We start from the raw sequence: 25,947 nt of genomic DNA, 5'->3' as shown, positions 1-25,947 counted from the left end.
ATTCCCTCGTTTCTGATATTTATGGCAGCATTTACATCTCTGTCGTGATGTGTTCCACATTGCGGACAATCCCACTCTCTGAGAGCAAGATTTTTCGTTTTAGTATTCTTGTAACCACAAGCAGAACAAATCTGACTGCTTGCAAAAAATCTATCCACCTTCACAAGCTCTTTACCCTGTTCCTCAAGTTTGTATTTCAAGAATGTTGTGAACATTCCCCAACCGTTATCCGAAACAGATTTTCCAAAATTCATCAACCGTGACATTGCTTTCATATCCAAATCTTCTACACATACACAATCATAAGCATTGGTTATCTGCCTTGATTGCTTATGCAGAAAGTCTTTTCGTTGATTGGAAACCTTTTCGTGGAGTTTTGCCACCTTAATTCTCTGCTTATTGCGATTGTTAGAACCTTTCTGCATTTTGGAAAGCCTGCGTTGTTCTCTCGCTAATTTTTTCTCTGCGTTCCTATAATACCTCGGATATGCAGGCTCATTACCGTTACTGTCACGATATAATTCGTGCATGGAAAAATCCAAACCTAAAAAACTTTGCATCTCCTTTTCCTGTACTTGATTTTCATACTCAAAAAGAACACTTGCATAGTATTTTCCGCTTGGTGTTTGACTTACTGTCACAGATTTCAGTCTGTATTCATTCGGAATCGGTCTGTGCTGTTTTAATCTGACTTGTCCGATTTTTGGCAATCTCAAATATCTATTGGATATGGTTATGTTACCATTGATGCAAACTGTTGAATAGCTGTTTTTATTACGCTTTTTTGATTTGAACCTTGGAAAACCTGTTTTCGGCTGTTTAAAAAAATTTTGAAATGCCGTATCAAGGTGTCGGAGCGATTGTTGTAATGATACACTATCTACTTCCCGCAAAAATGCGTACTCTTCCGTTTTCTTCATTTCAGCCATTTCTTTTGCACAAATAGTGTATGTTACATTGGTTTTGTTCTCCTCATACTGCCTGATTTTTCTATCAAGCCAATGATTGTACACCATTCTGACACAGCCGAAAGTCTTGGCAAACAAAATTTTCTGCTCATCATTGGGATATATTCTGAATTTATATGCTTTGTTTGCCACTCTGTCACTTCCTTTTTCGTTCCTTTTGTCCTTGGCTTTCTATGTATTTTTTAATCACTTCAATTGGAACACCACCTGTTGTAAGCAAACAAAAGCTCTGACTCCAGAAATGTTCTTTCCACAGCTTTTGCCTTATCTGTGGAAATTCTTTCTTCAGAAGTCTGCTGCTTGCACTTTTATATGCGTTTATGAACTTGCTTATTTCCGTATTTGGGTGTGCCTTGAAAAGTATATGTACATGGTCTTTGTCGTGATTCCATTCTTCAAGAGTGATATTGTAATTTGGAGCAATATACTCAAATATCTCTTTCGCCCTACTGGAAATATTATCATCGAAAACCTGTCTACGGTACTTGACCACAATCACAAGATGATAGTGTAGTAAGAATACTGAATGTGCATTATTATCCAAATTCATTGTATTTCAACCTTTCTTTATTATTCGACTGAATATATTATACTATGATTAGAGCACAATATCAAGTAGGTAACAGACGCAATTCATCTCCCACCTTAGAGGTGGGAGTCTTCTTTCTGGAAGAGGATAAATTACTTAAAAAGAGAATAAAGCATTCGCGATTTTTTTCCGAACACCATGGCATCTGGAACGAAGCATCCCATTCATCAATAATAAAAATAAACTGATCTCCCGTTTCTTCAAATACATTATCCAATACATCCCATACTGCATCCTGTTCATCTGCCAAAATATCAGGATATGCTCTAGCTACTGCTTTTATTATTTTTTCCTGATGGTAATTCTCATATTGTTCATACTCAGAGCACTGTCTTGGCATATTACTAAAATCAATATAAATAACATTATGCTGATTCAATTCTTCTTTATAAAATGGCTGATTGCTCACCTTCAATGTATCAAAGATTTTACTGGAAGCCATATTTTTTGTAAAATAAGCAGCCAATAATTGTGCAATCAGCGTTTTTCCAAATCTACGCGGCCGTGTTACGCAGACATAGCATGCCTCTGTATTCAGTAGCGGAACGATCTCTTCTAGAATTTCAGACTTATCCACAAAATAATCCGAATTATATACTTTTTGATATTGTCTATAGGGCTCTTTCAAATTTAATCCTACTGCCATAATTTCACCACCATTCAAACGAAACACTCAGTATTCCTTTTACAAATATCTGTTCTGATTCTATTATACCTATTTTTTAGTTTCGTTACAACAAACGGTATTCCCTTACACATAAAAAGAGAGAAAAAACTGCATTCATTTCTTCTCTCTTTGTCATGATTCGATTCTTTTTTTAATTTTTATCAAAAACGATTTTTCATTCTAGATATTCCTCGCAAAGCTACTAAAAGATATCTACGAATTGGAAAGCAAATACTCCATATCCCAAAGATTATCTTCCAGCCAAAGGCATCACAATCCATCTCTTTCTCCTTACGAATAATCTTTACCACTCTTGCTCTGGCACAGCTTCGAGGAAACCATCCGTCTCCAAAACAATTGCCATCTCCGGTGGTTTCAAAACAATCGCCTTTTATTCTTGTAATGCGATGCAATAGATAATTGCCCAAAGGAGTCTGCAAAAGAATGATATCCCCCTTCTTTAGTTTTTCTGGATCAATCTTCTCAACAATAACCTTGTCTCTACCGTGACAGATAAAAGGCCACATACTCATACCGGTGACGGTAAATGAGGCCTGATGCTGTTCATTAATTAATTCCATAATAACGGAAAATAAATCTTTTGATAAAACAAATCTTCTATTGCTCATCTCTATTTCCATATTGCTCTTTCCAATACATCTACAGATTCTCTATTAGGTAAACAATGTAATTCTAACATAGGAATCGTAGCTCCTAATTCTTCACAAATCAAAAATGCATTTTCCTGCATCTGTCCAGCCCAGAATGGAGCAAATACTCTCTGCATAAGATAAATACTCGCATCAAAAGCAGATAATTGATTGACAAAATTCTTATTACCTCGTTTTAAATTAACAATATATGATATTGGAACCCTTCGATTAATATATTCTCCGGATGAACCACACCAAGGCATACCATATGCATACCATTTTCCATCTATCTTTCTACAAAGACAACAATCCCCATTTATAATTAAAGCATTTTTATAATTCCGCCACAAGCGAGTATGTGTTGTCTTGCCTGTACCAGATGGTGCTATCACCAAGATTCCTTTTCCACTATATTCCATCACTACTCCATGAAAAACACATGCATTATGATTCAATATAGCATAAGAGAACAAAGAACCAAATTGGTGAAAAGCCCTCTCTCCTAATGTGTTTGTATGGTCTTCATAAAGAGTAAAATTCTTCCAATCAGAAGAAATTCGAAAAGCTAATTTCACTGCTCCGCTATGGTCCTTTGTAATCCAATCAAATTCTCCTATTTCATTTTGATATAAAAAAGTAGGTATGGAAAACTCATCAGAGCCAAATAATAATTTTTCTTTATTATTTGGCTCTACTTGATTAATTTTAAATTTAAAAAATTCTCTTGTTTCTTGCGGAGAATAAAAGGCCATACCAGAAAAAGGTATATTAGCTTTAGGACCAATTCCCTGTTTGGAACAAGAAATTACAAAATCACCAACACATAATTTCTTAGGTACCCGAGTAAAACGATAATCTTCCATAATTAACTATTAGAACCAATAACTACCGTTGATCCAGTATTAGTACTAACATCATCATCTGAAAGTGTCACACCAAAGTTGTCTTTAAAATATGTTTTTAAACTTTCTCTTGCGTCCTTTCCCTGACATCCTGTATTACCTAAGCCTAAAGTAGAAAGTTCTACTTTTTCGCCTCCATCAATTGCACCATCTTTATCTGCATCATACCATGCATACGCATATCCCCAACATTTGTCTGCTACCCTCTAGAATAATCTCATTTCCTGAAATTCAAATTTTGGACTTTCATATCTTACATTCCTCATAATATAATTCCTCCTTATTAATTACACTTTATATAATATCCATTTTGGATAATATTTGATATATTTCCTTTGCTTCGTCACATGCGTACTGAGGTACTCCAAACCAATCTCCTGTTTCTGCTAGACGATTAGCCGGACAGGTTTCGCACAATCCTATATACTTACAGGACTCGCATTTTTCAATTTTTTTATTTTGAGGATATACTTCCGGAAGTTTTCTCCATGCGTAATCAAAACCATTTATAAATGGTTCCGTATAACCATCATTCAACAAACCACAAGCATACATACGACCGCTCCAAGAAATTGTATATTCATTAATCCCGGCTCCACAATTTTCAAATATGTATTGCCCTTTAAATTTTTCCCTATTACATTTTAAATTAAGTTTTTCTGGGACTGTTCCTCTTTTTTTATCTTTAATCTGGTCTTGAATGTTTAAAATCCAAGGATAAACCAACTCCACATTTTTTTTTGGAGTTAATCTAACTTCTCGCGGACTAGCAATTCTTTGCCACAATGTCAAGTGATGAATTCAAAAAAAGGCAAAAAAATACCCCCTCTCCACGAAGGAGAAGGGTAGTATAAGTTACATTATCAATTCTATCCATCCACTCAACGTTTTAGTGAAATGCCAACCTCCTTTTTCTTTCGATTGTTCGTGTTCGATTTTTTATATGTCGTATCATACCACTTTAGGAAATCGCCAAACAGTTTTTCTTCAGCAATATGGCGGGCCTCAGCTGCCTCCTCGATGCAGTCATTGCCTCCAAGATAATAGCATTTCTGTTTAAACATGATCTGGGCGATCCATTTATTCCGCTTATTACTGTAGTAAACTCCACGCACGCCACTGGTATTCGTCTTATATATAACATCCGGACGGAGCATTTCCAAGCAGGTACCATCTTTATAATGGAGATTCTTCTTTGGATCACGCTGACATCCGCAGCTTATTGTCCATCCATTCTGCAGATTGGACTGCCAGACATCTACCTCATTGCCACAGTCGCACCTGCAGTGCCAGATATGGAATCCATTTTCCTTCCGTGCGTAAGACAACACTGTGAGCATCCCGAACCGTTTACCCACCCAGTCTTTCAGGGGCGGTATCTTCCCGCAGCTTCTGGTATTCCCAGTGATCAGCCTCCTTTTTGTAGTCTCTATCGTGTTGCCGCAGTCACACTGGCAAAGCCATAACGGATTACCGTCTTTGGCTTTATTCCCTGATTTTCCAATAACCGACAGCTTCCCAAATCGAAGTCCTGTCAGATCTTTGACACCATCAAAAGGGGATTTCTCACACCCACAACTATAGATAACCCCTGGTTTTAAGCAGCGACTCTCCACAAGGATCTCATTTCCGCAGTCACATCTGCATCTCCAGACAACCGCATTGCGGACACGCTGCTTCGTCGGTTCCAGCACAGTTAATTTTCCAAAGCGTTTTCCTGCCAGATTTTTCCCTTTCAAAACACCACCTCAATGAAAGCCTGATAATATTCATCAGAACAGGGAGCATCTTAAACATTTTCCTTACGATTTTTTCTGTATTCCCGTAACCGGCGATAAAAGGTAGCTTCCGCCATACCGCTTCGTTTAATCGCTTCTTTTGCGGTAATCGCCTTATTCTCCAGCGCATTTACGATCTCTGGAAAATCATCCGGAGGCTCGACTTTCGGGCGGCCAAATTTTACGCCTTTTGCTTTTGCCGCAGCGATGCCATCCAATTGCCGTTTATAGATCACGTCTTTATAGTTTTTTGGGTCAATCCCCGCATCATCCAGCCATAACCCTACGATATCAAGATCCATTTCAAGGACATCGGCAATCTTTTCCACAGGCATTCCTGTTTTCCCTAAATTTTCAGCAATATATTTGATATTATCCATATGAAAGACTTATCGTCTTCCTTTCGGTTTTTTGTTCATCTGTTTGCTTTATCGCATCTTTATTGTTGTATCTGGAAAGATTGCAGCCTCCAGGCACTTGACAGCGTCCTCAGTCATATCGCAGGTCAGCTGCCAGACAGGAACCTGCAAAATCAGGTTTTCGATTCCATTGATTGCAGCTTGGATAAATTCTGGATTCCATTGGTTTATCGTCATTTGAGGATATAACTGACGGAACGCCTTTGCAGGTGACAGGCGTACCACGCTGTTTTCCTTGCCCTGTCGGAGCATGACGATGGCATAAACTGATATATCCATCCGTTTGCAGATGTCCGAGGAACCACAAACTGGCCAGGCGCACGCCAGCCATTTTCCTTCTTTCTTCCGAAGGAGTGTCCGATCTCCATTGACTATTTCACTGCCCCTGTATTTCTCCCATAATGCCGCCTACGTGGATTTCCCCACTCCGGATGGAGCTGAAAAAAGAATGCCTTTTCCCCGATGATTTATATAGGCACAGTGCAGGATCAGTCCTCCATACTCAATCATTCGACGATCCAGAGCAAACAGAGAACTATACACGGTATCCGAAGGCATGAGGTCCCGCACCAACCGGGTTACCAAAACCTCCGCCTCTCTGGAATATATTTCCTGATAACACGCATAATATCCAACTTTTCCCTTTATCCCGATCAGACGTATTTCTTTCGTTCCGTCCCGGACCACTTCCATATCCGGGCGCCAGGCAATCTGATTCCCATCCAATACCGGAAGAGAATGAACTTCCCGCAGCCGGTAGATATACTCCGGTTTCCCCGTTTCCACAGCAAACTGTAAAAAATGATCTGGGGCTGCATAGGGCAGTTCCAATATAATACGGAAACAGAAATCCCCAATCCGAAATACTCTATCGATGATCCCATTCCTCCTTCAGCAGGCGGTAATATTCCTCAGAATACCGGCAAAGATAATCCGGAATTCCTTCGTAAGATCCCGTCTCCAGAAGTGAAGCGGCCACGCATACCTTGCAGATTGGCTTATACCGGCATTGCATACATTTTTCCGAAATCTTTAGCTTCTGTGTAGCCGCTGTTATCTCTTTCCAAGCAGCGGCAAAGCCCTTTTCGAAAACTGAAACCGAAGGTTCCGACAGGATGACGCAGGGGCGCATCTGCCCCTGCCAGTTGATGGTGAATGAGCAGTTTCCAGCCAGACAGGACACATGTCCGTCACCCCGGGGGAAATCCGGATCTTCCACCCGTGTAATCGTCTGCTCAACATACTGGTCATAGATTTCTCTGGGGAATTGTAATTTCAGCGCCTCCAGAGAGGCTGCCGCTGCATCTTCCGGCAGGACACGGGTCAGCTTGGAAAAGGGGCGGTTCCTTTCCCTCACCGCAGGCATCATATAAGGATCAATATGTACGGGAACCTGTAGCTCTTCCCCAATGGAAAATACTTTGCCCATGCTCTGTCGTACGGCCTTTGCTACACTGAAACTGATTTTCACGTCGATTCCATGCTCCCGAAGCAGCCGAACTCCACGGACTGTCTTTTGAAATCCGCCGGGATAATGGCAGAGTCTCTCATAGTCTTCCTCATCTGCGCCATAAAGGGTAATGTTGACCCGTCGGGGAGGATGCTCGCCAAAGAAAACTGCCCATTCCTCATCTATCAGGGTTCCATTGGTATTGATCGTCAGGATGAAGCCCATTCCCCGCATTTCCAGATACATTCGCTTAAAATCCGGGAACAGCAGCGGCTCTCCTCCTGTCAGTAAGAGAAACAGAACTCCAGCTTCTTTCATCTGCCGCCCGATCTCCAGCCATTCATCTGCCGTGCGAAGCCGACCTTTTTGCTCCATTTCTTCCCGGCTCAGCCGAACATAGCACATATCACAGTTCATGTTGCAGAGAGGGAGCAACTCTAAGCTACCGTTAATTGGGGTTTTTCTTTCTTTTGCTCGTTTGATCAGAGTATGCTCCACAGACGAAGCTCCATTGTCCATACAAGCCATCGGTTCCCTCCTTTATGAAAAGAACCGGCAGCATACGCTCCGGTTCTAAATCATTTTATTAAAAAATAACTGTTTTTCTATCAGGATTTCGCTGTTGTCCACTTATTCATATCAAGCTGCGTAGTGCAGTGAACATCGGTATTATTATCAGTCCAAATGACAACCGCAATATTCTCATCCTCGCTTGTCCATGGATTATCAAGATGGTACCCCGTCAGGAATCCAGAATTAGAGTCTGCTTCATGCGTTTCTCCACAAGGACTATAATAAGAAAGCCAACCATCCATCTTACTTCCAGAAATTGTTGCTACCTTTCCCTTCGAATCTTTTACAGCATAATTTGTATCTTCTTCACCTGCATTACATTCAAAATTATAGACAACACCACTATCACCACACGCTGCCACATATTCGTTAGGAATAAACTTCTGAACCATAATTTTCGGTTCTTCCCACGTTTTTTTCATTTTACTCTACCTCCTCTAATATCTTATAATTTAATGCGTCTGTTACGAAGTTCTCTACAGATCTCCGCATTCTATCTTCTGTCACATCATATTCCAGCATTCCCTGGACAACCACATCCTCCAGAGTGCTGGGCTCCTCAAAATGTTTCCAGATAAAAACCGCCGAACCGTTTGGCGCCATCACCGTATTCTCCAGCGGGCTTTTGCTTTCTGCCCCGACTGGAACAATCACATATTCTCCAGCGATTTCCCTGAGTATGTAGCCAGGCTTGATCCGGTATTTCTTCTTTTCCCGTTGATAACCGTCACTGTTGAGATATTTGGACAGCTCGCCATCTGACAGTTTTGCCAGTTCGTTGCCACTCAGTTCGTCTGGATTACGAATAAAGTGGAACTCCGGTTTTTTATAATCTTTCATGTAACACCTTCTTCACTTTTTTCTGGATATCTCTTATGAAGGGATGCCAATCAGACAGTATGCTTTATAGCAAGAATCTTTATAGCTAATATTATAATGTATATCCCTTGGAAAAGCAAGCATTTTGGGGTTTGTTTCGCAAAATCATTTGTTTTTTATGCTATTAGGCGAGGAGCGGAAGCAGATTTCGTCAACATTCACAAATGCGCACCATTTGACAGTTCATTTTTGTACCGTTCGATGCATCCGGGCCTTGCGGTAAAAGGTGGATTCGCTCATTCCTCTGCGACGAACGGCTTCCTGGATGATTATTTTTTTCTCCTCCTGCAGCTTTACTGTTTTTTCAAACTTCTCCGGCGGATCGATCGGCGGCCTGCCAAACTTCACGCCCCTGGCTTTTGCTGCGGCGATCCCTTCTGCCTGACGCTGCCGGATATTCGTCCGTTCGTTTTCTGCAACGAAAGACAGAACCTGTAAAACAATATCGCTTAAGAAGGTCCCCATCAGGTCTTTCCCCCGGCGGGTATCCAAAAGCGGCATATCCAGCACCACAATGTTGATCCCCTTTTCCTTAGTGAGCATCCGCCACTGGTTCTGGATCTCCTCAAAATTGCGTCCCAGACGGTCGATGTTCTTGATATAGAGCAGATCGTCTTTTTTTTAACCGCTGCACCATCTTTTGATACTGGGGCCCGTTGAAATCCTTCCCGGACTGTTTGTCCATATAAATATTTTCTATCGGTACCAATGTCTGCAGGGCGGCCAGTTGTCGGTCTTCGTTCTGGTCACGGCTGCTGACACTGATATAGCCATACGTCATTGTCGTTGCTTCCTCCTTTCCTGGCAGGGGAGAGTGTTCGTTTCCATCTGCCATTGCCTGCCTGTTCCACTCTGACGGAAAGCAACAAAAAGGCAGTGCAGCGTCTGTTGACACACTGCCTTCCTGGATTGTACCAGATTCTGTTGTTCTTTTCTATTTTCTGTTTCCTGCCGGTTTTTCCTGCATCCTTGCCAGAGCAGCTTCTGAAGGCTCGCCGCCTCTACACTCCGCACAGGCGCTGCCGCCCTGTACCCGCCCAATGGGCGTTGCCCCTTGACCCCAACAAAGGGCTGGCTGCCCTCTGTACTCCCGCACCCATACATTTATGCCTGCCAACAGGGAATGGGTGCGGAATACGCCTGCGGGGATTGACGTTCCAAACGCCGGGTGCAGACCCGGCATTTTCCCGTAAATCGCCCCGGAATCATGCGGTTTTCGGCTCCGGCGTCAATACCTGGAAGCCATGCTCTTTTGCGTACTCCCTCGCCGCAGCCAGGCGTTCCTCGCTGTACGGCGGCACCAGCCGGATCGACAGCCGGGACTTTTCAATCACATAGGTCACGCTGCCCTCCGGCGTGCTGCGCTCCAACCGGCACAGCAGCGGATACTTCCGGCTGAAATCCGCCAGCCGGCGCTTCAGGCTGGCGTTGAACGTGTAAATGCTGGCAAGGTTCTCTGCCTCGTTCCAGTTGATGACGGTTTCTTTCTCATACTTAGACAGCTTCTTCATACAGATCCTCCCCATACTCTGTTTCAGATTCCAGTACACGCAGGCTGCGTCTGATCCGGTAATACTCGTCCATCTCCATGCGGAGATGATGGTAAAAGTCCCCGTACCACCCCCCGTCCACCTCCGTCTCCATCTTCCGGGCCAGCCCCAGCATCCGGCATCTGGCCTCCGGGTCAATGGTCAGCGCCGTCACCCATTTCAGCCGCGTTACTGTGTTATGGTAGTCCGGGCATCCATAGGTGTTCAGCAGTTTCTTTTCTTTCATGGTCAGTTTCATAAGCAATGCACCTCCGTTTTCAAATGTTGGGTTCCAGCCCCTTTCTCCATCCAGTCAAAGAACGCCTTTTTGCTGACTTTGATCAGCCTGCCGCTGCGGAAAGCCGGGAAGCCCGGCGTATGCACCAGCTCATAGGCGCTCATCCTGGAAATCCCCATAATGTGCTGGATGTCGGATACGTCCAGCACCAGCGGGAGATCATCATAGTTTCTGAACTTCTGTTTTTCTTTCATTGTGTACCTCCATAAAAAATATGATTCCTTTTTAGTATCCGGATTGCCGTTTTACCCACCAGCGATTTTCATCGATGGTTGCTGTTTCCTTTGTGCTGCCCTGCCCGGCATACACAAGTCACCGGATTTTCCGGTGCGCTCGCCCTCTTTTTTAGAGGGGTCATGGCGGTTTATCACAGTATGGACGGTCATTTAGTTGTCAAGGTACTCAGTGATACGAAATTACCACGCACAATCACCATAACCGATTAACTTTGACAAAACAATATTTCTATGATACCATGTGTGTAACAGATATTATCAAATTATAGAATTACCATAAACGGAGGGCATAAAAGTGGAGTACCAGTTTATCCGGCAGGAGCCATGCCGGGAAAAAGTGATCTTTGTCCTGACACTGGACAGGAAAAAGTTAAAAGAAAGGGTCTTGATCGGCACCGAGGATGAAGTCCGTTCCCGGCTGGAAGGAAATGAGGGCGCAGAGCTGGCTTGCGATACCACAAATCCACTGGGAACCCTGCTGATCCGCTTTGACAAAGACCCGGAAGGCAACTGGAACCGGCTGGGCCTGGCCCCGCTGCGGGACGCGATGCACACCAACCGATGGGAACAGCCAGCGTTGGAACAGGCCGCCGGGAAATTCCTCTCCGGGAAATACCAATCCGGGGAACCGATCTGCCAGTACACCGCATTCCGTATCTGGAATGCGTATCTGAAAACCCGTGAAAAACGCAGGCGGGAGATTGCCTGCGAGAAATTTATCACGGAAATGGCAAGGCTCACGGCGGCCTTCCGGATTGAAAACGCTATGGAATACGACCCGGAATCCGGCACGCCGGGGCGGCTGGACACCAGGAGCCTGTACTACCGCAGGACGCCGGCTGAGCATACCCGGCTTGACTTATGGTTCCCGGACAGCTCACGCCGGATGGAGTGCGTGGCGGCCTATGATTCCTTCCTGCCCCTTATCACCTACTACCTGAACCGCCTGAGCGACTGGGGGCTGTATTTCCGGCAGTGCAAGGTGTGCGGAAAATTCTTCCTGGCAAAGAGCCTCCGGTACGAATTGTGCAGCGACAAATGCCGGAAGAAGCAGGCGCTCCAGAATAAACGGGAGTTTGACGAACGGGCCAGGGAGAATGATTACGACCACCAGTACAAGAACGAATGCCAGGGCTGGCGTAATGTCATCAACAAAGCGAAGAAAACGCCCGGTTTCCCAGCCGACCGTCTGGCCCGGATGAAGGAAGCCTTTGAGGGCTTCAAGAAGGAGGCCCTACGGAGGAAAGCCCTGGTCAAAAACAAAGAATCCAGCCCCGAAGAATTCCGAAACTGGATCATCATGCAGAAAAACCTCCTGCTGGATATAATGGATGGCTCTTGACTGTCACAGGGGTGGTACAATTTTGTACCGCCCCCCAATCGCTATGAAAAGGGCTGCCTAACCTCTGCGATTAGACGGCCCGGAGCCATTCATAAACTTCTATATCCTGTTGTTATGATTTTTATCTGACTGTTTTCATCAGCTTTTTCATAAATTTCCAAAGCCGGATTCCGTCTTTCAGTCCCAGCCGGTAAAAGAAACATTCACTCTCTGCGCCGGTATCGAAGATAGAATCACAATAATGCCGCACAGCGTTTTTCTGTTCCTCGGACAATGCGCTGATTGCTTCCTCATACTCAGTTTCCAGCCGAATAAAATCCTCTTTCTTTTCCTTGCCGGTTTCTTCCTCCCGCCACTTACTATACTGGCTCTGCATCCGCTCCTGGATTATCAGATCGACCAGCTTTTCAATATCCGTACCCATAAGCAGCCCTCCTATGCCGCCGGATATAATTCCGGTATGTCTCCAGGACGGAATCAGACACGCCGCTCTTGTAAACCTTGCGGATGTCGGAGATTTCCTCCCCTTTCAGCAGTTTCAGCCATTCCAATAGGTCAGCCCTGCCATTAGCAAAGTTACAGCAGCGCCCATCGGCGTATTCGATGCGGTATCTCATAGACAATCACCTCCCCTAAAGATAGATCATCTCAGACCGGATAATTTCCTCAGCCCGGTTACAGATGCTGTTCATAGCCTTCACCCAGCCGAGCCAGTCCAGACACTTCAAATCTTCCGTGACATATTCGGCAGCCTTCATCTGTCTGACAATGACTTCAAACCGGGTCTGGGCCTGTTCGTCCAGATCAGCGAGATACGTCCATAGGTTCCCCGACAAAAGTAATTCGGCATACTGACCGGGGCGATGTCCTTTGAGATATGCCTGGTGCATCCGGCCCCACCGCCCAATGGAACGGCTTTCTTCTGGCATTTTTAAGGCGGGTATGTAATAATCACCAACCAGAACATAATCCAGGCCGTTGCTGTCATCGTGGATACGTTTCCTTAATTTCTCCATAGCGACCTCCTGTATTCGATTTTATACGAATCCAGTTGATCGTGTCCCTGTTCATGCTTAATTCAAGGCAACTGAACTCGTCACCATGAATTATGGCATATCCTCCCCGAATTTTATCCACTACATTCCGACTTATGTGAAGAATTTTGTCCTCACCAAATTTTTGAACTGGGAATTCCTTCATTCGTGATAAATCTTCTAAATTATCCTGAACAATGGTTGTCCTTATGTCAAAAAGAGAAGGCAAGGCAGATAACTTTTCTATTCCTTCTAAAAATTTATCATATCCATTAATGCAATTACACAATCTATCATATGTTTCATTACAAGCCCCATACATTGTAACTCCAATCTTATGAGGTGGATATTTTTCAAAAAGTTTCATAATTTCATTTGTTACCATAGTAGCATTGGTATAGACAGATAATAAAAAGCCCATTTGTGAAATTGCTTCATAAATTTCACAAAAATCAGCACGTAACATTACTTCCCCACCAGTCAATAATAAACTGAGAGTTCCTGCATCTCTCACTTCTTCTGCCATACGAATCCATTCTCTTGCCGTCCGTTCTCTTAATTGTAATTCTTTTATTCTTTCTTGGTTTACCCTAACCAAACACATCTTGCAACTAAGATTACAACGTCCAGTCAATTCAAATGTTCCATTCAATGGTATACGCCTTCTACTGTTCATATTCTTCTATCATCTTTCTTTCAGTCAAAAAGGCTATCGTATCGAGTACATCTTTTTCAGCCTGTTCCCTCGAAATATCAAAATTGTCCAAAAGTGCATCACACAATCCTTCAAAATCAGTTCCATTTTGCAAACAATTCCACAACACCTTAGCAGATTCATTTAAATTAATAATTCCACTAAAATCTGCTACTCCTGAACCTACTGTAATCAAGACTGGCATCCCTGTAATTTCACGTAATACATATTCCTTTTTACTTCTATACTTTCTCATTGACCCTTCTACCTATTATATACTCCACTAAATTACTATTTCTTTAACTAAAATTAACAGGAAAATGTAAAAAGCTATCCTCAAATTCCTTGACAATTGGGCAAAAATCCTATATTATTTTAAGAGTATAGATGTACTATCCCGTCTTTGACAGTTAGTAAAAGAAAAAATCGCTGTATCCCTTGCATTTACTGGGCTGCAGCGATTTTGGGCGTTGTCACGAAGTATAGTAATTTATTCTCTTCCTTTACTTTGCTTTTGAATTGTTTTCATTTTACTTTTTGTTATGAATTGATAATCGGTTCGAAAGCCACAAGCTTCATGAAGAGCATCTGTAATCGGCTCACGTTTGTACGTTGGGATAAATCCCTGTTCTTGAACTTCAACAAAATTCATTGCTTTCAAAGTGTCCAACAGTTCTTCGCAGGTATATTTTGAATCGAGTTTTTTCTCAAGAAAACGATAGATCATCAGTGCGAGAAAACAGATCAGGAAATGTGCTTTGATACGGTTCTCATCCTGCAGATAAACAGGTCTTGCTGAAAAATCCGTTTTCATGATACGGAAACATTCTTCTATCTGCCATCTGCCCTCACTGACTTTTAAAATGTCGCCGACTTCATCATCCAGAAGATCAGTACATACAGCATAGAGCCCATCATACTGAGCTTCTTGTGCAATCTTATTTTCATCCAGGAAATGATGGATATCAGCAGATTCTCCATCCTTGGTAGCCGCTGCACTCCCGATGAAACGGGCCGGATCGTTCGGATTTTTACGGTTCTTTTTTGTACTCCCGGAATCCAGCATTTTTTGCGCCCGTTCTACCTGTTTTTCACGAAGGGTTTTCTGATAAAGGGCATATTTAGGCGAGTATGTGACGATCAGGCGCTGATGAAGTTTCTTTGTAGTATAAGGTTCGTCTTTATAATAAAGTCCCTTATCATCCGCAGGCAGTTTGGTGATGTCAACGGGCGTATCATCAGAAACTCTTTTGAATCCCTGTGGATCCAAAGCCCATTCTTTTTCTTCTTTTTTCAGTTTTTTGATCGATTGGGTCACGATATAAGCGCGTTCTCCCATATGGTTGTAAACTCTGATATCCTCGGAGCCCAGTCCGGCGTCACTGCAATAGATAAATTTCTGGCAACCGAATTCTCCAAGGACTTTCTTTTCCAATGACTTTAATGAAGTCTGTTCGTTTGCATTTCCGGGAAAGAGTGAAAAGGCAAGCGGAATGCCATCACCATCCATAAATAACCCCATTTGGATGATAGGATTCGGCCTGTGTTCTTTGCTTTTTCCGTATTTTTTACTGCCGTCTTCCTGTTCAATCTCAAAGTAATAGTTCGAACAATCATAGTAAAGTACTTTATCGTTTCTGTTTTCGAAAAAATGACTGTTCTTATAAACTTCTGATTGTATGAGATCACACTCTGTTCCAAGGACATCCAATGCACGATAAACGTCATGAAGTCCATAAGAAGGTTTTTCTAAGAATTCTGACGCAGCTTTGAAAGAAGAACGTTTGCTGGAAGGCTCCAGGATCCTTGCGTAGATCAGATCGGAAAGAATTGCATTGATATCATATTTAAATTTATATTTTGTTTTTAATTTACGACACACTTTGTTTAATTGTAACTGATAATAAATAGATTGCAGGAAGAGGTATCCGCCGCGGAAGAAAGTATGTTTATTATAATCCAACTGCCTGTCAGCGTGAAAAGTAATCTGTATTCGTTTGTTTTCCTGCTCCTGCTTATATTTTAATGTTTCAAGCCTGGCTTCTTCTTTTGCCCAAGCCATTACATCATCACGTGTTGGCCCGTGTTCCGGTAAAAGTTCTTTTAGGGTTCCCAGCTTACGGACAATAACAGAAGTACTTACGCCTTTATCGTTAATGTAACCTTTGGAGATATAGAATGATTCGGCATTCTTTGATTTTGATGTAATAATTCTCATAAAAAACACTTCCTTTTCTATATTTTATCATACATTGCAATAAAATACAATAGAGTGAAACAAAAAAGTTGACACAAAAAAAGCAGGTTTTATGCGGCCTGCAAGCATTTTTTCTATTATTCAACTGTCAAACTCCCGGGCAAAAATCCTATATTATTTTAAGAGTATAGATGTACTATAAATGATAATTTTGTAGATTAAAATATAACAGTTAATAAGGGAGTGGATAAAAATGAAAAAAACATATGTAGTTCCTAGAATGGAATGTGAAACATTTGAACCAAATGAATATGTAGCAACCTGTTGGAAGGTCGGTTGTAGTAATAACACCTCCTATGCTACTCAAGGGAATAACAATATCAATGCTCCATACTATAATCATTGGATAAATTCTGAAGGACCTTATGATAGACCATTTAGCCATAACGGTTCCTGTCGTACTGCAACCAATAACTATTTTAAAACAAATGGAACTAACGTTACATTTGAATTTGAAAACAATAGTGAACAAGGTACACTTTACGGTGGATTAGATTATTGGGGAGATGTTAATAATAATAATGTCATAGATTCTGGAGACGTCATCTATTGGCACACTTCTAATACGGAAAGAACTTGGAATCATTGGGGCTATGTAGAATCCGTGGATTCTACTCACATAAACCGTTCATAACAAGCATGAATTTTATATGCGGTCGACAACCTTTGTCGGCCGCATTGTTGTCACAGGAGGTATATAGCGGAATGAACGGTAATTTTGAAAAATTTTTAATCAAAAAAGCACTCAATAATCACACACCAATTTCTGCAAGCATTGAACTTCTTCCCCTCTGCAACATGAACTGTGATATGTGTTATGTTCGACTAAGCCGTAAGGAAATGGAACAACAGGGTCATTTACACAAAGCAGAAGAATGGATCCAATTGGGTAGGGAGATGAAGGATGCGGGCGTATTATTTTTACTGCTGACGGGCGGAGAACCTCTCCTGTTTCCTGATTTTAAAAAGCTCTATCTGGAATTGATGCAGATGGGCATGATTCTTACCATCAATACCAATGGAACCTTAATCGATGAGGATTGGGCCCACTTTTTCGGTCAACATAAACCCAGAAGAATCAACATCACTCTCTATGGTGCCGATGATGTTGCTTATGAGACATTGTGTCATTATCCAGGAGGCTATGACAAAACCATAAAAGGGATACAACGTTTAAAAAATGAGGGTGTGGATGTGAAGATCAACGGCAGTGTTACAAAACAAAATAAAAAAGATATGAAAAGAATTTATGCCATTGGACAGGAGCTTCATATTCCTGTCCATATGGATACCTATATGCTCCCTGGCCTACATGAACGAAAAAAAACTTATGAGGAACAATCCCGATTGGGTCCAGTCGAAGCAGCTCGTGCAGATATGGAAACATTAAAAACAGAATTTCATCCAGAGGCATTTCATCAGTACGTGAATCACTCCATTTATAATGTCCAAAATGCAGATCACTCTTATACCAGACAAATTTCCTGTCTGGCAGGCAACTGCTCGTTTACCATCAACTGGAAGGGAGAGATGCGTCCTTGCGTAGTGCTTCCTAAACCTTCTATTCGTGTATTTGAAACTGGATTTTCATCAGCATGGAACCAGCTTTCTACAGAATCAAAGGAATTTCTTCTCAATTCCAAATGCAGTACCTGTTCCCTTCGCCCTATTTGTAAAACCTGTGTGGCAAGTGCATTATTAGAAACTGGCTCTTATGATGGTGTTCCCGACTATTTATGCCAATATACAGAAGAATTTCTTCGCCTTCTTTTTATCGAGAAAAAGCACCTGACAACATCTGAACAAAAATAAATAACCTTAAAAAGAGAAAATTCAAAGACACTCTATCCCATTAAAAAGGTTGGGGTAGATTTATCTGAATTTTCTCTTTTTTATCTTTCTCCTCTCTCCAAAACCTCTTCTAAACATCTCACTGCCTCTTCGGAAATATCACATTCCAACTGATAAATAGGAACTTTATTCAACAGATCTTCCAGCAAATCCATCACTCGCATCTGAAATTCCCCGTTCCATCCATTGATCGTAATCTGTTCCATAACCAGACGAAGTGCCTCAAAGCCAGTCATCCTTGAAATCTTATTTTCCTTTGCCTGTTTTAGCATCACGATAGCCTGAATTGGTAATGCCTCATTATGGCATATTTTTGAGCTTCCACACACCGGCCATCCATTGGCATACCATGTTCCATTTTCCATGGTTAGAAGAGAGCGATCTCCATTCATGGTACGATTGCCTCTGTATGTCTTCCACAAAGATGCCTGTGTGGATTTTCCTACCCCAGAAGCTGCAGAGAATAAGATTGCTCCTTTGGGATGCTCCATATACGCACAGTGAAGGATCATGGCATCCTGATGAATCATATGCTTTTCCAGGCTAAACATGGAGAAGAAGATCGTATCACAGCACAATAGTTCTTGGATTTCCTGACTGATCCAGACATGATAGTTCTTTTCCTGTTGCTGCAAACTGATTCCATATGGCACTGGATTGCCTTCAATATAGAAGATGCGGCATTCTCCACTTGCCGTATTCCATACACGAAGGTCTTTTCTTGTAATTTCTGGCCCAATCCGATGCTGTTCCACATAATCTTGTATCTTATTGAAATCTTCCACAACTTCCAGTGTATAATCGATATACCCTTCTTCTGGCCTTTGTGAATCCTGAATTTGGAATTTTGATAGATTTGGAGGCGTCATGATCTCTTCCGGCAGATGTAACCGGAAGAAAGCATGTCCCATCTGATAATAACCCGTTCTCATATATCCATCCTACCAGGTCTTATCTTCTCTGGTACATTCTACAAACCCGACACGAACCAGTTCACTAACAAATCCTCGCACATCTCTCGCCGCGATTTCTTCCTCCACCTCATATTCATCCAACACCATCTGGATCATCTCCTGCTCACTTTCTGCTTTTTCCAAGTTTTCCCAGATAAATTTGGCTGTATCCGTCAGGGTGATCAACCCATTAAATTCCTGTGTCGTTGCTCCTGTTGGCACTAAGATACATTCCCCTGCGATCTCTCTTAAGATAAATTCTTTTACGATTTTCATATCTATCACTCCTCTGTTTTCTTTCTTTTTTATCAAGACTTTTTTCTCTTGGTCTTTCATTCTACTGCCAGCATCTTAATAAAACATCGTTTCTTCTCAAATGCAATTCCATATCCGATCATATGGCGATACCCTCTGGCATAATCGGATTCCAGATAGCGCATATCTACAATATTCAACCTTAAGAAGGCTAGACTCATAACATCCTGAGTCCAGCCTTCTTATCGTTTCTCATCTGAATTATTTTCTTACCTTGATGTGTGTCTCACGAAGCTGTAATTCGGTTACTTCTCCTGGTGCACCGCACATTAAGTCCTGCGCATTTCCGTTCATTGGGAATGGAATGACTTCACGGATATTTTCTTCGTCACGAAGAAGCATGATCATACGGTCTACTCCAGGTGCCATACCAGCGTGTGGTGGAGCACCATACTGGAATGCATTGTATAATGCACCAAATTTTTCTTTTAAATCATCTTCGGTATAACCTGCGATCTCAAATGCTTTTACCATGATATCCAGGTTGTGGTTACGAACCGCACCGGAGGATAATTCTACCCCGTTACATACGATATCGTACTGGTAAGCTAAGATTTCTTCTGGATCCATCGTATTTAACGCTTCTAAGCCACCCTGTGGCATAGAGAATGGATTGTGTGTGAAGATGATCTTCTTTTCCTTTTCATCGTATTCGTACATTGGGAAGTCGTTGATGAAGCAGAAACGATATGCGTTCTTTTCTAATAAGTCCAGACGATTTCCTAATTCCGTACGGATCTGACCTGCGAATAAGGCAGCCTGTTTTTCTTTATCACAGATGAAGAAAATGGTATCTCCAGCCTGTAAGCCTGCAATATCTGCAATTTCCTGTTTCATATCATCTGGAATAAACTTATCGATCGGTCCTTTGTATGTCATATCGTCCTGAACCTGAAGGTATCCGAGTCCTCCCATACCAATCTTCTTGGCAAATTCTTCGAATTTCTTATGGAACTTCTTGGACATCTGCTGATGAACATTGACCGCACGTACCGTTTTGCCGTGGAATGGCTCAAATGTACATCTCTGGAAGAAATCAGTCACATCTACGATTTCCAATGGGTTACGAAGGTCTGGCTTGTCTGTTCCATATTTTAACATCGCTTCCTTGTAGCTGATGACTGGATAAGGAGCGGCGGTTACCTGACTTCCTTCTGGTGCAAATTTTTCAAAGGTAGCCGTTAATACTTCTTCTCCTGCACGGAAGACATCTTCCTGAGTTGCAAAGCTCATTTCAAAGTCTAACTGATAGAATTCTCCTGGAGAACGGTCTGCACGGGCATCCTCATCACGGAAGCAAGGTGCGATCTGGAAGTATTTATCAATACCAGATACCATCAGTAACTGCTTATACTGCTGTGGTGCCTGTGGAAGTGCATAGAATTTACCTTTAAACTTACGGGATGGCACGATATAATCTCTGGCACCTTCTGGAGAAGACGCGCAAAGAATTGGTGTCTGAATTTCTAAAAATCCCATCTCTGTCATCTTCTGTCTTAAGAAGCTGATGACCTGAGAACGGAAGATAATATTGTCTTTTACTTTTTTATTACGCATATCTAAATAACGGTATTTTAAACGGACATCCTCACGAACTTCTTTGGAAGTCATGATTTCAAATGGAAGCTGCTTGTATACCTTTCCTAAGATTTCTACGCTATGGGCTTCTAATTCAATGGTTCCGGTTGGAATCTTTGGATTGTAGGTCTCTTCGTCACGTTTGTCCACAACCCCTTCGATGGAAATACAATCTTCTTTTGTGATTCCATCTAATAAATCGGTATTGCGCATTACGATCTGTAATACTCCATACATATCTCTTAAGTCAATAAAGGAAACTCCACCATGGTCACGGATGTTCTCTACCCATCCAGCTACCTTTAACGTGGATCCAATATCGTTCTCACTGATTTCATTTAATAATCGGTTACGATAAATGTTTGATGTGTTCATAAAGTTTCTCCTTCTAACATGAATGCTGGTTTTCTGTGGATGAATCTCTATTGTAAAAAAAAGAGACCCTTCATCCATCACAAACGTCAGGACGAACAGTCTTTGTCCGCGGTACCACCTGATTTACTGCTTAGCAGTCACTCATCGGTTGAAAAACCTTGCCGACTAACGTGCGGCTGACGGCTCACTTACTTGGCCATTCATGATATGGCCGTTGGGATCGCGGCTGATAAAGTGTTATTCACACAGACTCATTCTGCAGAATTCTCACCATCTTCTGCTCTCTGGAAGCGATCTTCTGTGTTACTTCTCTTCGTCATCGCCCATCGTCTGTTCTAATAGTAAAATGTCAAAACAGACTATTTTAAATATACATGATAATACCGTAGATTGTCAATCTTTTAAAAAAATTTTACTGATGAAACTTCGCACGATTTCATTGTTAAAATCGTACGAATAGGATATAATAATAGTGAATCCAATGATGTATGAAAGGGGGCGTCTATCATGTCAATTACTGCTACAGAATTAAAATTAAACCTTAGCAAATATCTTCTCCTTGCAGAAAAAGAAGATATCTTTATCACTCGGAATGGAAAAGTAGTTGCAAAACTTACTAATCCTTACCAGGACCGAGTGGATATGGCAAAATCACTTTTTGGTGCTGTACCCGCAGATATCACATTAGAAGAGGCGCAGGCAGAAAAGAGAGATCAATTATGAGAGTGCTCATCGATACCTGTATTATCATTGATGTTCTGCAAAGCCGAGAACCATTCTGTAAAGAGGCACAGGAATTATTTCTGGCCGTAGCGAATAAGCAATTTATTGGGTTCTTAACTGCAAAATCTACTACGGACATTTACTACCTCACTCACAGATGTACCCATGACGATAAGGAAACGCGACGTATCTTAAACACTTTGTTCGCATTATTTGAATTACTTGATACCAGTGGGATTGATTGCAGAAAGGCAATTTCATCCGATCTTTCCGACTTTGAAGATGCTGTTATGGTAGAATCTGCCATTCGCAGCGGAATGGATTGCATTGTAACGCGTAATTTAAAAGATTATGTGAAAGCACCGCTGCCAGTATATTCACCATCCGATTTTCTGAATTTGCTCAATGTAAATGAATAATTATACAGACGAGGTATAATCAACCATTTGATCATACCTCGTCCTTTTTGTACCCATTTCAAGAATGCCATTCGCTAAAGGCTTTTATTCAATAATCCCATAGTGCTTCAACGCAAATGGAATCCCCTCTTCTTCGACACGAAGGGTCACAAAATCAGCCACTTTCTCCACAATCGGACTATGCTTGCCCATAATGATCGCATGCCCTGCTGCCTGTAGCATGGTATAATCATTCTCACTATCGCCAAATGCATAGATGTTATCTGCCGGCATCCCGCTCTTCTCCATCACTGCCCGAAGTGCAGATCCTTTGGTACAGCCCTTTGGCATAATTTCAGCATAATCTTCCAATGGATGATCAATGATCTCCAATTCTTCTCCGAAGCTCTGATACAATTCCTCAAAGGCTGCCCGATCGCTGTACATCACCGTCAATTTGTTATAATCTGTATCATACTGCCCTTCCCACTGGCTGAACTTGGAACGGTCCAGACCAAAGTATTCCATGATCCGTTCATACAAGTCACTGTTCATCTTTGTTACATAACAATAATCCTGTGTTTCTACATTCGCATAGATTCGATCATGTTTATCCTGGAAGAACTCCATCATCCTTCTCAATACATCCTTATCAATGGTCCTATTGTGATATTCTTTTCCTTTGATTCTTGCATATGCTCCATTTGTCGTAATAAATCCATCGAACAGATGCTTCACTGGCTCTACCATCCCAATACTTCTTCCAGATGCCAGAACGGTCAGATATCCATTGCTTCTTGCCTGACAAAGTGCCTCTACCGTTGCGTCACTGATCTCGTGAATTCCAATACTTCCATCTACCAACGTTCCGTCATAATCAAATAATAGTAATCCTTTGCTGCTTAACATTCTATTTCCCTCCTGGCTGCCGTCACATCTCCCCATAGACCTGCATTTTCCTTTATTTTATCGCAGATAACCACCGGTTGCAATTCTTTCTTGAGTTTCCGCAAATTGTAATAAAAAAATGAATATGTCTGACCAAAGTACCAATCTGCCGATTTTTTGAGAAGTATAGAGTGGCAGTCTTATGAATAGAGGCACTTTAATAAGCCCCGCCGGAACCGGACTTTGGGAGACATATTCTTTTATCTATTCAAACAGCCAGCTTAAGGCAGAGTTGACGGTATGCAGGACGTTTCGTCCTGAACCAGAGCCTGATGCCTTCTTTTGCATACGACAGTATGCCCGAGATACCTTTTGCCAGCCGGTAATAGCAGAATGTTACTTTTTCTTTGATTGGATCTGCCGTCTGTATAATTGCAGATTTCGGCATATTCGTTTCTGATCTCATAGAAATATGGCCCAGAAATGCCATGCACAAAGTAAGGTATCAAAGCATTGATTGCTTTCAGTTTCCGTACCCGGAAGTTTTCAAACTGGAACATCTGCTTTTTACATCGGAAATATTCTTCTATTTTCCATCTGGAAAAGTAGAGTCGCGCAACCTTTATCACATCGTCTTTCGATCTGATCTCTCTGTTTGTTGCAGTGCTTTCAGAACCGTCCCGTACCCATCCGAGGGATTCGAACTTATAACCGTCAGGTTTCACAACATCACTGTCATCGATATGGATGACCGGGTGGTCGGGACACCATTTTCTGACCTGTGTCAGATAAGACTTAAGAGCATCTTTGGGAATTCCTTTGGCCAGATGTCTGGAAAGGCGGTCAACGATGTTGATCTTTCTGGAAGGTTCCTGTAATTGGTCAACGATATCGGTAAGCAGGCAGCTGCCGGAAGCGAGAATACCATAATTCATGTCCGCAATAAACTTTCTTTCAGGTTTCGGAAGGTTTCTAGAAATTTTATTTGAAAAAGATAAAATTTGCCGTTTCATTTGATAAGTATTTGATGTAAAATGAACCACAGGGAATCCTCCTTCTTTTTGTTTAGTATGATTTTTTTGTGGTGATTAAATGTTACATCAAAAAGGAGTTTGATTCCTTATATTTTTGGTATTTTTTGAAAGTTGTTTATAACAATGTATGCAAAATTGGGAGGCTGTGGATAAAACTGCGGAAACTCAAGGCTTTCTTTTTCTTGCGGTTCCAGTTTTTCAGTGGTATCATATATAAATGAATAGCTTCGGCTAAATATATATGTATTAGGAGCGATTGTTAAACAACCAAAAATACAGACAAATATGTTTATATGTGATGCAATGTGTTTATAAAGAAAGGAGAATTATTTATGAACACATCAAATATCACAAATTATAAACCAAAAGATTTTGCTGAATTACTTGGAGTGTCAGTAAAAACTCTTCAACGTTGGGACAGAGATGGAATTCTCAAAGCAAATCGTACTCCAACTAACAGAAGATATTATACTTATGATCAATATTTACAGTTCAAAGGTATCCAAACAGAGAATGATATAAGGGACACAGTAATATATGCAAGAGTTTCTACAAGAAATCAAAAAGATGATCTACAAAATCAAGTAGCGTTTTTAAAACAATTCTGTAATGCAAAAGGTATTATTGTAAACAATGAAACTCTTTCACCGAATGAAGAATTAGTTCAAGATATTATATCAATCTTACATGTGTTCAGTTGTAGATTGTATGGATTTCGCAAGTATAAAAATCAGATAAAGGAGGATGAGGAAATTGCGAAAGAGTTACAAAACGGAAATAAACCCAACGCAGGAACAAATACAAAAGATAAATAAAACAATTGGAACTTGTAGATTTATTTATAACTTTTACCTTGCTCATAATAAAGAACTTTATAACAAAGGTGAAAAATTTATGACAGCAAAATCTTTTAGTGTATGGCTAAATAATGAATTTCTACTAAATAATCCAGAATATTTATGGATAAAAGATGTGAGTTCTAAGTCAGTTAAAAAATCCATGGAAAATGCGTATACTGCTTTTACCAGATTTTTTAAAAAGCAAAGTAGATTTCCCAGATTTAAAAAAAAGAATAAGTCAGATGTGAAAATGTATTTTGTGAAAAATAATCCAAAAGATTGTTTCTGTGAAAGACATCGAATTAATATCCCTACTCTTGGATGGGTAAGATTAAAAGAAAAGGGTTACATTCCAACAACAAAGCAAGGATATGTGATTAAAAGTGGTACAGTCTCCTGCAAGGCTGGAAGATATTATGTATCAGTTTTAATAGAGATTCCTGATTGGAATAAACCACAATTAAATAATTTTGGATTAGGGATTGATTTGGGACTTAAAGATTTTGCAATTATTAGTAATGGTATTACAAAGAAAAATATCAATAAAACTGCAAAAATAAGAAAATTAGAGAAACAATTAAAAAGAGAACAAGCGTTGTCTATCGAGAAAATACGAAGACTTAAAAAAACGACAACAATAAAATAGAAAGGAGAAGACCACTAGATAAAATATTACAAAAACAAGTACTTAAAGGTACAGAAACTTACATCATAGAATAGACAAT

The 25,947-nt window shown here is 41.2% G+C and carries 33 protein-coding genes, 2 pseudogenes and 1 other annotated feature; of the genes and pseudogenes, 7 read left to right on the top strand and 28 right to left on the bottom strand.

The genetic code is table 11. The features are described from left to right. The 17 genes and pseudogenes from tnpB to BHF69_RS01645 form a co-directional block, all read right to left on the bottom strand. The coding region (gene tnpB, locus BHF69_RS01730; RefSeq protein ID WP_075669364.1) for an IS200/IS605 family element RNA-guided endonuclease TnpB at positions 1-1,100 on the bottom strand (1,100 nt) is incomplete at its 3' end. Between the two features lie 4 nt (positions 1,101-1,104). Continuing rightward, on the bottom strand, positions 1,105-1,518 hold the full coding sequence (gene tnpA, locus BHF69_RS01725) for an IS200/IS605 family transposase (protein WP_075669363.1): 414 nt from the start codon (positions 1,516-1,518) through the stop codon (positions 1,105-1,107). A gap of 61 nt (positions 1,519-1,579) precedes the next feature. Continuing rightward, on the bottom strand, positions 1,580-2,203 hold the full coding sequence (locus tag BHF69_RS01720; protein WP_075669362.1) for an AAA family ATPase: 624 nt from the start codon (positions 2,201-2,203) through the stop codon (positions 1,580-1,582). A 182-nt stretch (positions 2,204-2,385) separates the two neighbouring features. Beyond that, positions 2,386-2,865 (bottom strand): S24/S26 family peptidase, encoded by a 480-nt coding sequence (locus BHF69_RS01715; protein WP_075669361.1) that lies wholly within the window; start codon positions 2,863-2,865, stop codon positions 2,386-2,388. Next, positions 2,856-3,740, bottom strand: coding sequence for a hypothetical protein (locus BHF69_RS01710; RefSeq protein WP_075669360.1), 885 nt, complete (start codon positions 3,738-3,740; stop codon positions 2,856-2,858). Before BHF69_RS01710 ends, BHF69_RS01715 begins: the two co-directional genes overlap by 10 nt. A 333-nt stretch (positions 3,741-4,073) precedes the next feature. Continuing rightward, a complete protein-coding gene (locus BHF69_RS01705; protein WP_075669359.1) occupies positions 4,074-4,571 on the bottom strand; it encodes an SPASM domain-containing protein in 498 nt (165 codons plus the stop codon). A gap of 89 nt (positions 4,572-4,660) precedes the next feature. Continuing rightward, positions 4,661-5,518, bottom strand: coding sequence for an AP2 domain-containing protein (locus BHF69_RS01700; protein ID WP_075669358.1), 858 nt, complete (start codon positions 5,516-5,518; stop codon positions 4,661-4,663). Positions 5,519-5,568: 50 nt separating this feature from the next. Then, positions 5,569-5,937, bottom strand: coding sequence for a recombinase family protein (locus BHF69_RS01695; protein ID WP_075669357.1), 369 nt, complete (start codon positions 5,935-5,937; stop codon positions 5,569-5,571). A gap of 48 nt (positions 5,938-5,985) precedes the next feature. Then, positions 5,986-6,255 (bottom strand): hypothetical protein, encoded by a 270-nt coding sequence (locus BHF69_RS01690; protein ID WP_143249451.1) that lies wholly within the window; start codon positions 6,253-6,255, stop codon positions 5,986-5,988. Positions 6,256-6,384: 129 nt separating this feature from the next. Beyond that, positions 6,385-6,762: a hypothetical protein gene (locus BHF69_RS01685; protein ID WP_158022537.1), complete on the bottom strand. Its 378-nt coding sequence runs from the start codon at positions 6,760-6,762 to the stop codon at positions 6,385-6,387. A gap of 82 nt (positions 6,763-6,844) precedes the next feature. After that, positions 6,845-7,954, bottom strand: a complete 1,110-nt coding sequence (locus BHF69_RS01680) for a radical SAM/SPASM domain-containing protein (protein ID WP_075669354.1) — start codon at positions 7,952-7,954, stop codon at positions 6,845-6,847. Between the two features lie 80 nt (positions 7,955-8,034). Continuing rightward, positions 8,035-8,421 (bottom strand): hypothetical protein, encoded by a 387-nt coding sequence (locus BHF69_RS01675; protein ID WP_075669353.1) that lies wholly within the window; start codon positions 8,419-8,421, stop codon positions 8,035-8,037. Position 8,422: 1 nt separating this feature from the next. Beyond that, positions 8,423-8,839 carry a PqqD family protein gene (locus BHF69_RS01670; protein WP_083650947.1) on the bottom strand — a complete coding sequence of 139 codons (417 nt, stop codon included), beginning with the start codon at positions 8,837-8,839 and terminating at the stop codon, positions 8,423-8,425. A 222-nt stretch (positions 8,840-9,061) separates the two neighbouring features. Continuing rightward, a pseudogene (locus BHF69_RS01665) lies at positions 9,062-9,659 on the bottom strand (recombinase family protein). 424 nt (positions 9,660-10,083) lie between these two features. Further along, positions 10,084-10,389: a molecular chaperone gene (locus BHF69_RS01655; protein ID WP_075669351.1), complete on the bottom strand. Its 306-nt coding sequence runs from the start codon at positions 10,387-10,389 to the stop codon at positions 10,084-10,086. Then, entirely contained in the window at positions 10,373-10,666 is a 294-nt protein-coding gene (locus BHF69_RS01650; protein WP_075669350.1) for a hypothetical protein, read from the bottom strand. The genes BHF69_RS01655 and BHF69_RS01650 overlap by 17 nt, the downstream gene beginning before the upstream one ends. Next, complete coding sequence (locus tag BHF69_RS01645; protein WP_075669349.1) at positions 10,663-10,899, bottom strand: helix-turn-helix domain-containing protein; 237 nt, start codon at positions 10,897-10,899, stop codon at positions 10,663-10,665. The genes BHF69_RS01650 and BHF69_RS01645 overlap by 4 nt, the downstream gene beginning before the upstream one ends. A 337-nt stretch (positions 10,900-11,236) precedes the next feature. On the opposite strand from BHF69_RS01645, the gene BHF69_RS01640 reads away from it, so the two are divergent. Beyond that, the gene (locus BHF69_RS01640) at positions 11,237-12,283 is read left to right on the top strand and encodes a hypothetical protein (RefSeq protein WP_075669348.1); all 1,047 of its coding nucleotides are present in this window, start codon (positions 11,237-11,239) and stop codon (positions 12,281-12,283) included. A 121-nt stretch (positions 12,284-12,404) separates the two neighbouring features. On the opposite strand, the gene BHF69_RS01635 is transcribed toward BHF69_RS01640, so the two are convergent. The 5 genes from BHF69_RS01635 to BHF69_RS01610 all read right to left on the bottom strand — a co-directional run bounded on the left by BHF69_RS01635 (position 12,405) and on the right by BHF69_RS01610 (position 16,229). Further along, the gene (locus BHF69_RS01635; RefSeq protein ID WP_075669347.1) at positions 12,405-12,707 is read right to left on the bottom strand and encodes a hypothetical protein; all 303 of its coding nucleotides are present in this window, start codon (positions 12,705-12,707) and stop codon (positions 12,405-12,407) included. A 208-nt stretch (positions 12,708-12,915) separates the two neighbouring features. After that, positions 12,916-13,299 (bottom strand): TnpV protein, encoded by a 384-nt coding sequence (locus BHF69_RS01625; protein ID WP_075669345.1) that lies wholly within the window; start codon positions 13,297-13,299, stop codon positions 12,916-12,918. Continuing rightward, positions 13,268-13,993: a radical SAM protein gene (locus tag BHF69_RS01620; protein ID WP_083650943.1), complete on the bottom strand. Its 726-nt coding sequence runs from the start codon at positions 13,991-13,993 to the stop codon at positions 13,268-13,270. Before BHF69_RS01620 ends, BHF69_RS01625 begins: the two co-directional genes overlap by 32 nt. After that, positions 13,983-14,267 (bottom strand): PqqD family protein, encoded by a 285-nt coding sequence (locus BHF69_RS01615; RefSeq protein WP_075669343.1) that lies wholly within the window; start codon positions 14,265-14,267, stop codon positions 13,983-13,985. Before BHF69_RS01615 ends, BHF69_RS01620 begins: the two co-directional genes overlap by 11 nt. Positions 14,268-14,501: 234 nt before the next feature. Further along, on the bottom strand, positions 14,502-16,229 hold the full coding sequence (locus BHF69_RS01610; protein WP_075669342.1) for an IS1634 family transposase: 1,728 nt from the start codon (positions 16,227-16,229) through the stop codon (positions 14,502-14,504). A 232-nt stretch (positions 16,230-16,461) separates the two neighbouring features. On the opposite strand from BHF69_RS01610, the gene BHF69_RS01605 reads away from it, so the two are divergent. Further along, positions 16,462-16,902 (top strand): hypothetical protein, encoded by a 441-nt coding sequence (locus tag BHF69_RS01605; RefSeq protein ID WP_075669341.1) that lies wholly within the window; start codon positions 16,462-16,464, stop codon positions 16,900-16,902. A 71-nt stretch (positions 16,903-16,973) separates the two neighbouring features. Beyond that, complete coding sequence (locus BHF69_RS01600) at positions 16,974-18,080, top strand: radical SAM/SPASM domain-containing protein (RefSeq protein WP_075669340.1); 1,107 nt, start codon at positions 16,974-16,976, stop codon at positions 18,078-18,080. A gap of 80 nt (positions 18,081-18,160) precedes the next feature. Here BHF69_RS01600 and BHF69_RS01595 read toward each other — a convergent pair whose 3' ends face one another. The 4 genes from BHF69_RS01595 to aspS form a co-directional block, all read right to left on the bottom strand. Continuing rightward, entirely contained in the window at positions 18,161-19,051 is an 891-nt protein-coding gene (locus tag BHF69_RS01595; RefSeq protein WP_075669339.1) for a hypothetical protein, read from the bottom strand. Positions 19,052-19,060: 9 nt separating this feature from the next. After that, positions 19,061-19,348, bottom strand: a complete 288-nt coding sequence (locus BHF69_RS01590; protein WP_075669365.1) for a PqqD family protein — start codon at positions 19,346-19,348, stop codon at positions 19,061-19,063. 56 nt (positions 19,349-19,404) lie between these two features. Next, positions 19,405-19,527: a hypothetical protein gene (locus BHF69_RS14515; protein WP_278276944.1), complete on the bottom strand. Its 123-nt coding sequence runs from the start codon at positions 19,525-19,527 to the stop codon at positions 19,405-19,407. Positions 19,528-19,588: 61 nt separating this feature from the next. Continuing rightward, positions 19,589-21,340: an aspartate--tRNA ligase gene (gene aspS / locus BHF69_RS01585; RefSeq protein WP_075669338.1), complete on the bottom strand. Its 1,752-nt coding sequence runs from the start codon at positions 21,338-21,340 to the stop codon at positions 19,589-19,591. Between the two features lie 84 nt (positions 21,341-21,424). Beyond that, positions 21,425-21,669, bottom strand: a binding site (T-box leader). 178 nt (positions 21,670-21,847) lie between these two features. On the opposite strand from aspS, the gene BHF69_RS01580 reads away from it, so the two are divergent. Beyond that, positions 21,848-22,063: a type II toxin-antitoxin system Phd/YefM family antitoxin gene (locus BHF69_RS01580; protein ID WP_075669337.1), complete on the top strand. Its 216-nt coding sequence runs from the start codon at positions 21,848-21,850 to the stop codon at positions 22,061-22,063. Then, entirely contained in the window at positions 22,060-22,482 is a 423-nt protein-coding gene (locus BHF69_RS01575) for a PIN domain-containing protein (RefSeq protein WP_075669336.1), read from the top strand. Before BHF69_RS01580 ends, BHF69_RS01575 begins: the two co-directional genes overlap by 4 nt. An 84-nt stretch (positions 22,483-22,566) precedes the next feature. Here BHF69_RS01575 and BHF69_RS01570 read toward each other — a convergent pair whose 3' ends face one another. Both BHF69_RS01570 and BHF69_RS14230 read right to left on the bottom strand, forming a co-directional pair. Continuing rightward, on the bottom strand, positions 22,567-23,370 hold the full coding sequence (locus tag BHF69_RS01570; RefSeq protein WP_075669335.1) for an HAD family hydrolase: 804 nt from the start codon (positions 23,368-23,370) through the stop codon (positions 22,567-22,569). Between the two features lie 260 nt (positions 23,371-23,630). Continuing rightward, on the bottom strand, positions 23,631-24,284 hold the full coding sequence (locus BHF69_RS14230; RefSeq protein WP_242946088.1) for a hypothetical protein: 654 nt from the start codon (positions 24,282-24,284) through the stop codon (positions 23,631-23,633). A gap of 446 nt (positions 24,285-24,730) precedes the next feature. Between BHF69_RS14230 and BHF69_RS01555 the strand changes: the two genes are divergently transcribed. Together BHF69_RS01555 and BHF69_RS01550 are read left to right on the top strand one after the other, a co-directional pair. Then, the gene (locus tag BHF69_RS01555; protein WP_192846978.1) at positions 24,731-25,198 is read left to right on the top strand and encodes a MerR family DNA-binding transcriptional regulator; all 468 of its coding nucleotides are present in this window, start codon (positions 24,731-24,733) and stop codon (positions 25,196-25,198) included. Then, positions 25,128-25,947 (top strand): annotated as a pseudogene (locus BHF69_RS01550) (RNA-guided endonuclease InsQ/TnpB family protein); the annotation flags it as partial. The gene BHF69_RS01555 and the pseudogene BHF69_RS01550, both read left to right, overlap by 71 nt.

The sequence above is a fragment of the Anaerostipes sp. 992a genome, from assembly GCF_001940245.1.
In the GTDB taxonomy this organism is placed as follows: Bacteria; Bacillota; Clostridia; order Lachnospirales; family Lachnospiraceae; genus Fimousia.
This window is presented reverse-complemented; position numbering and strand designations above follow the sequence as displayed.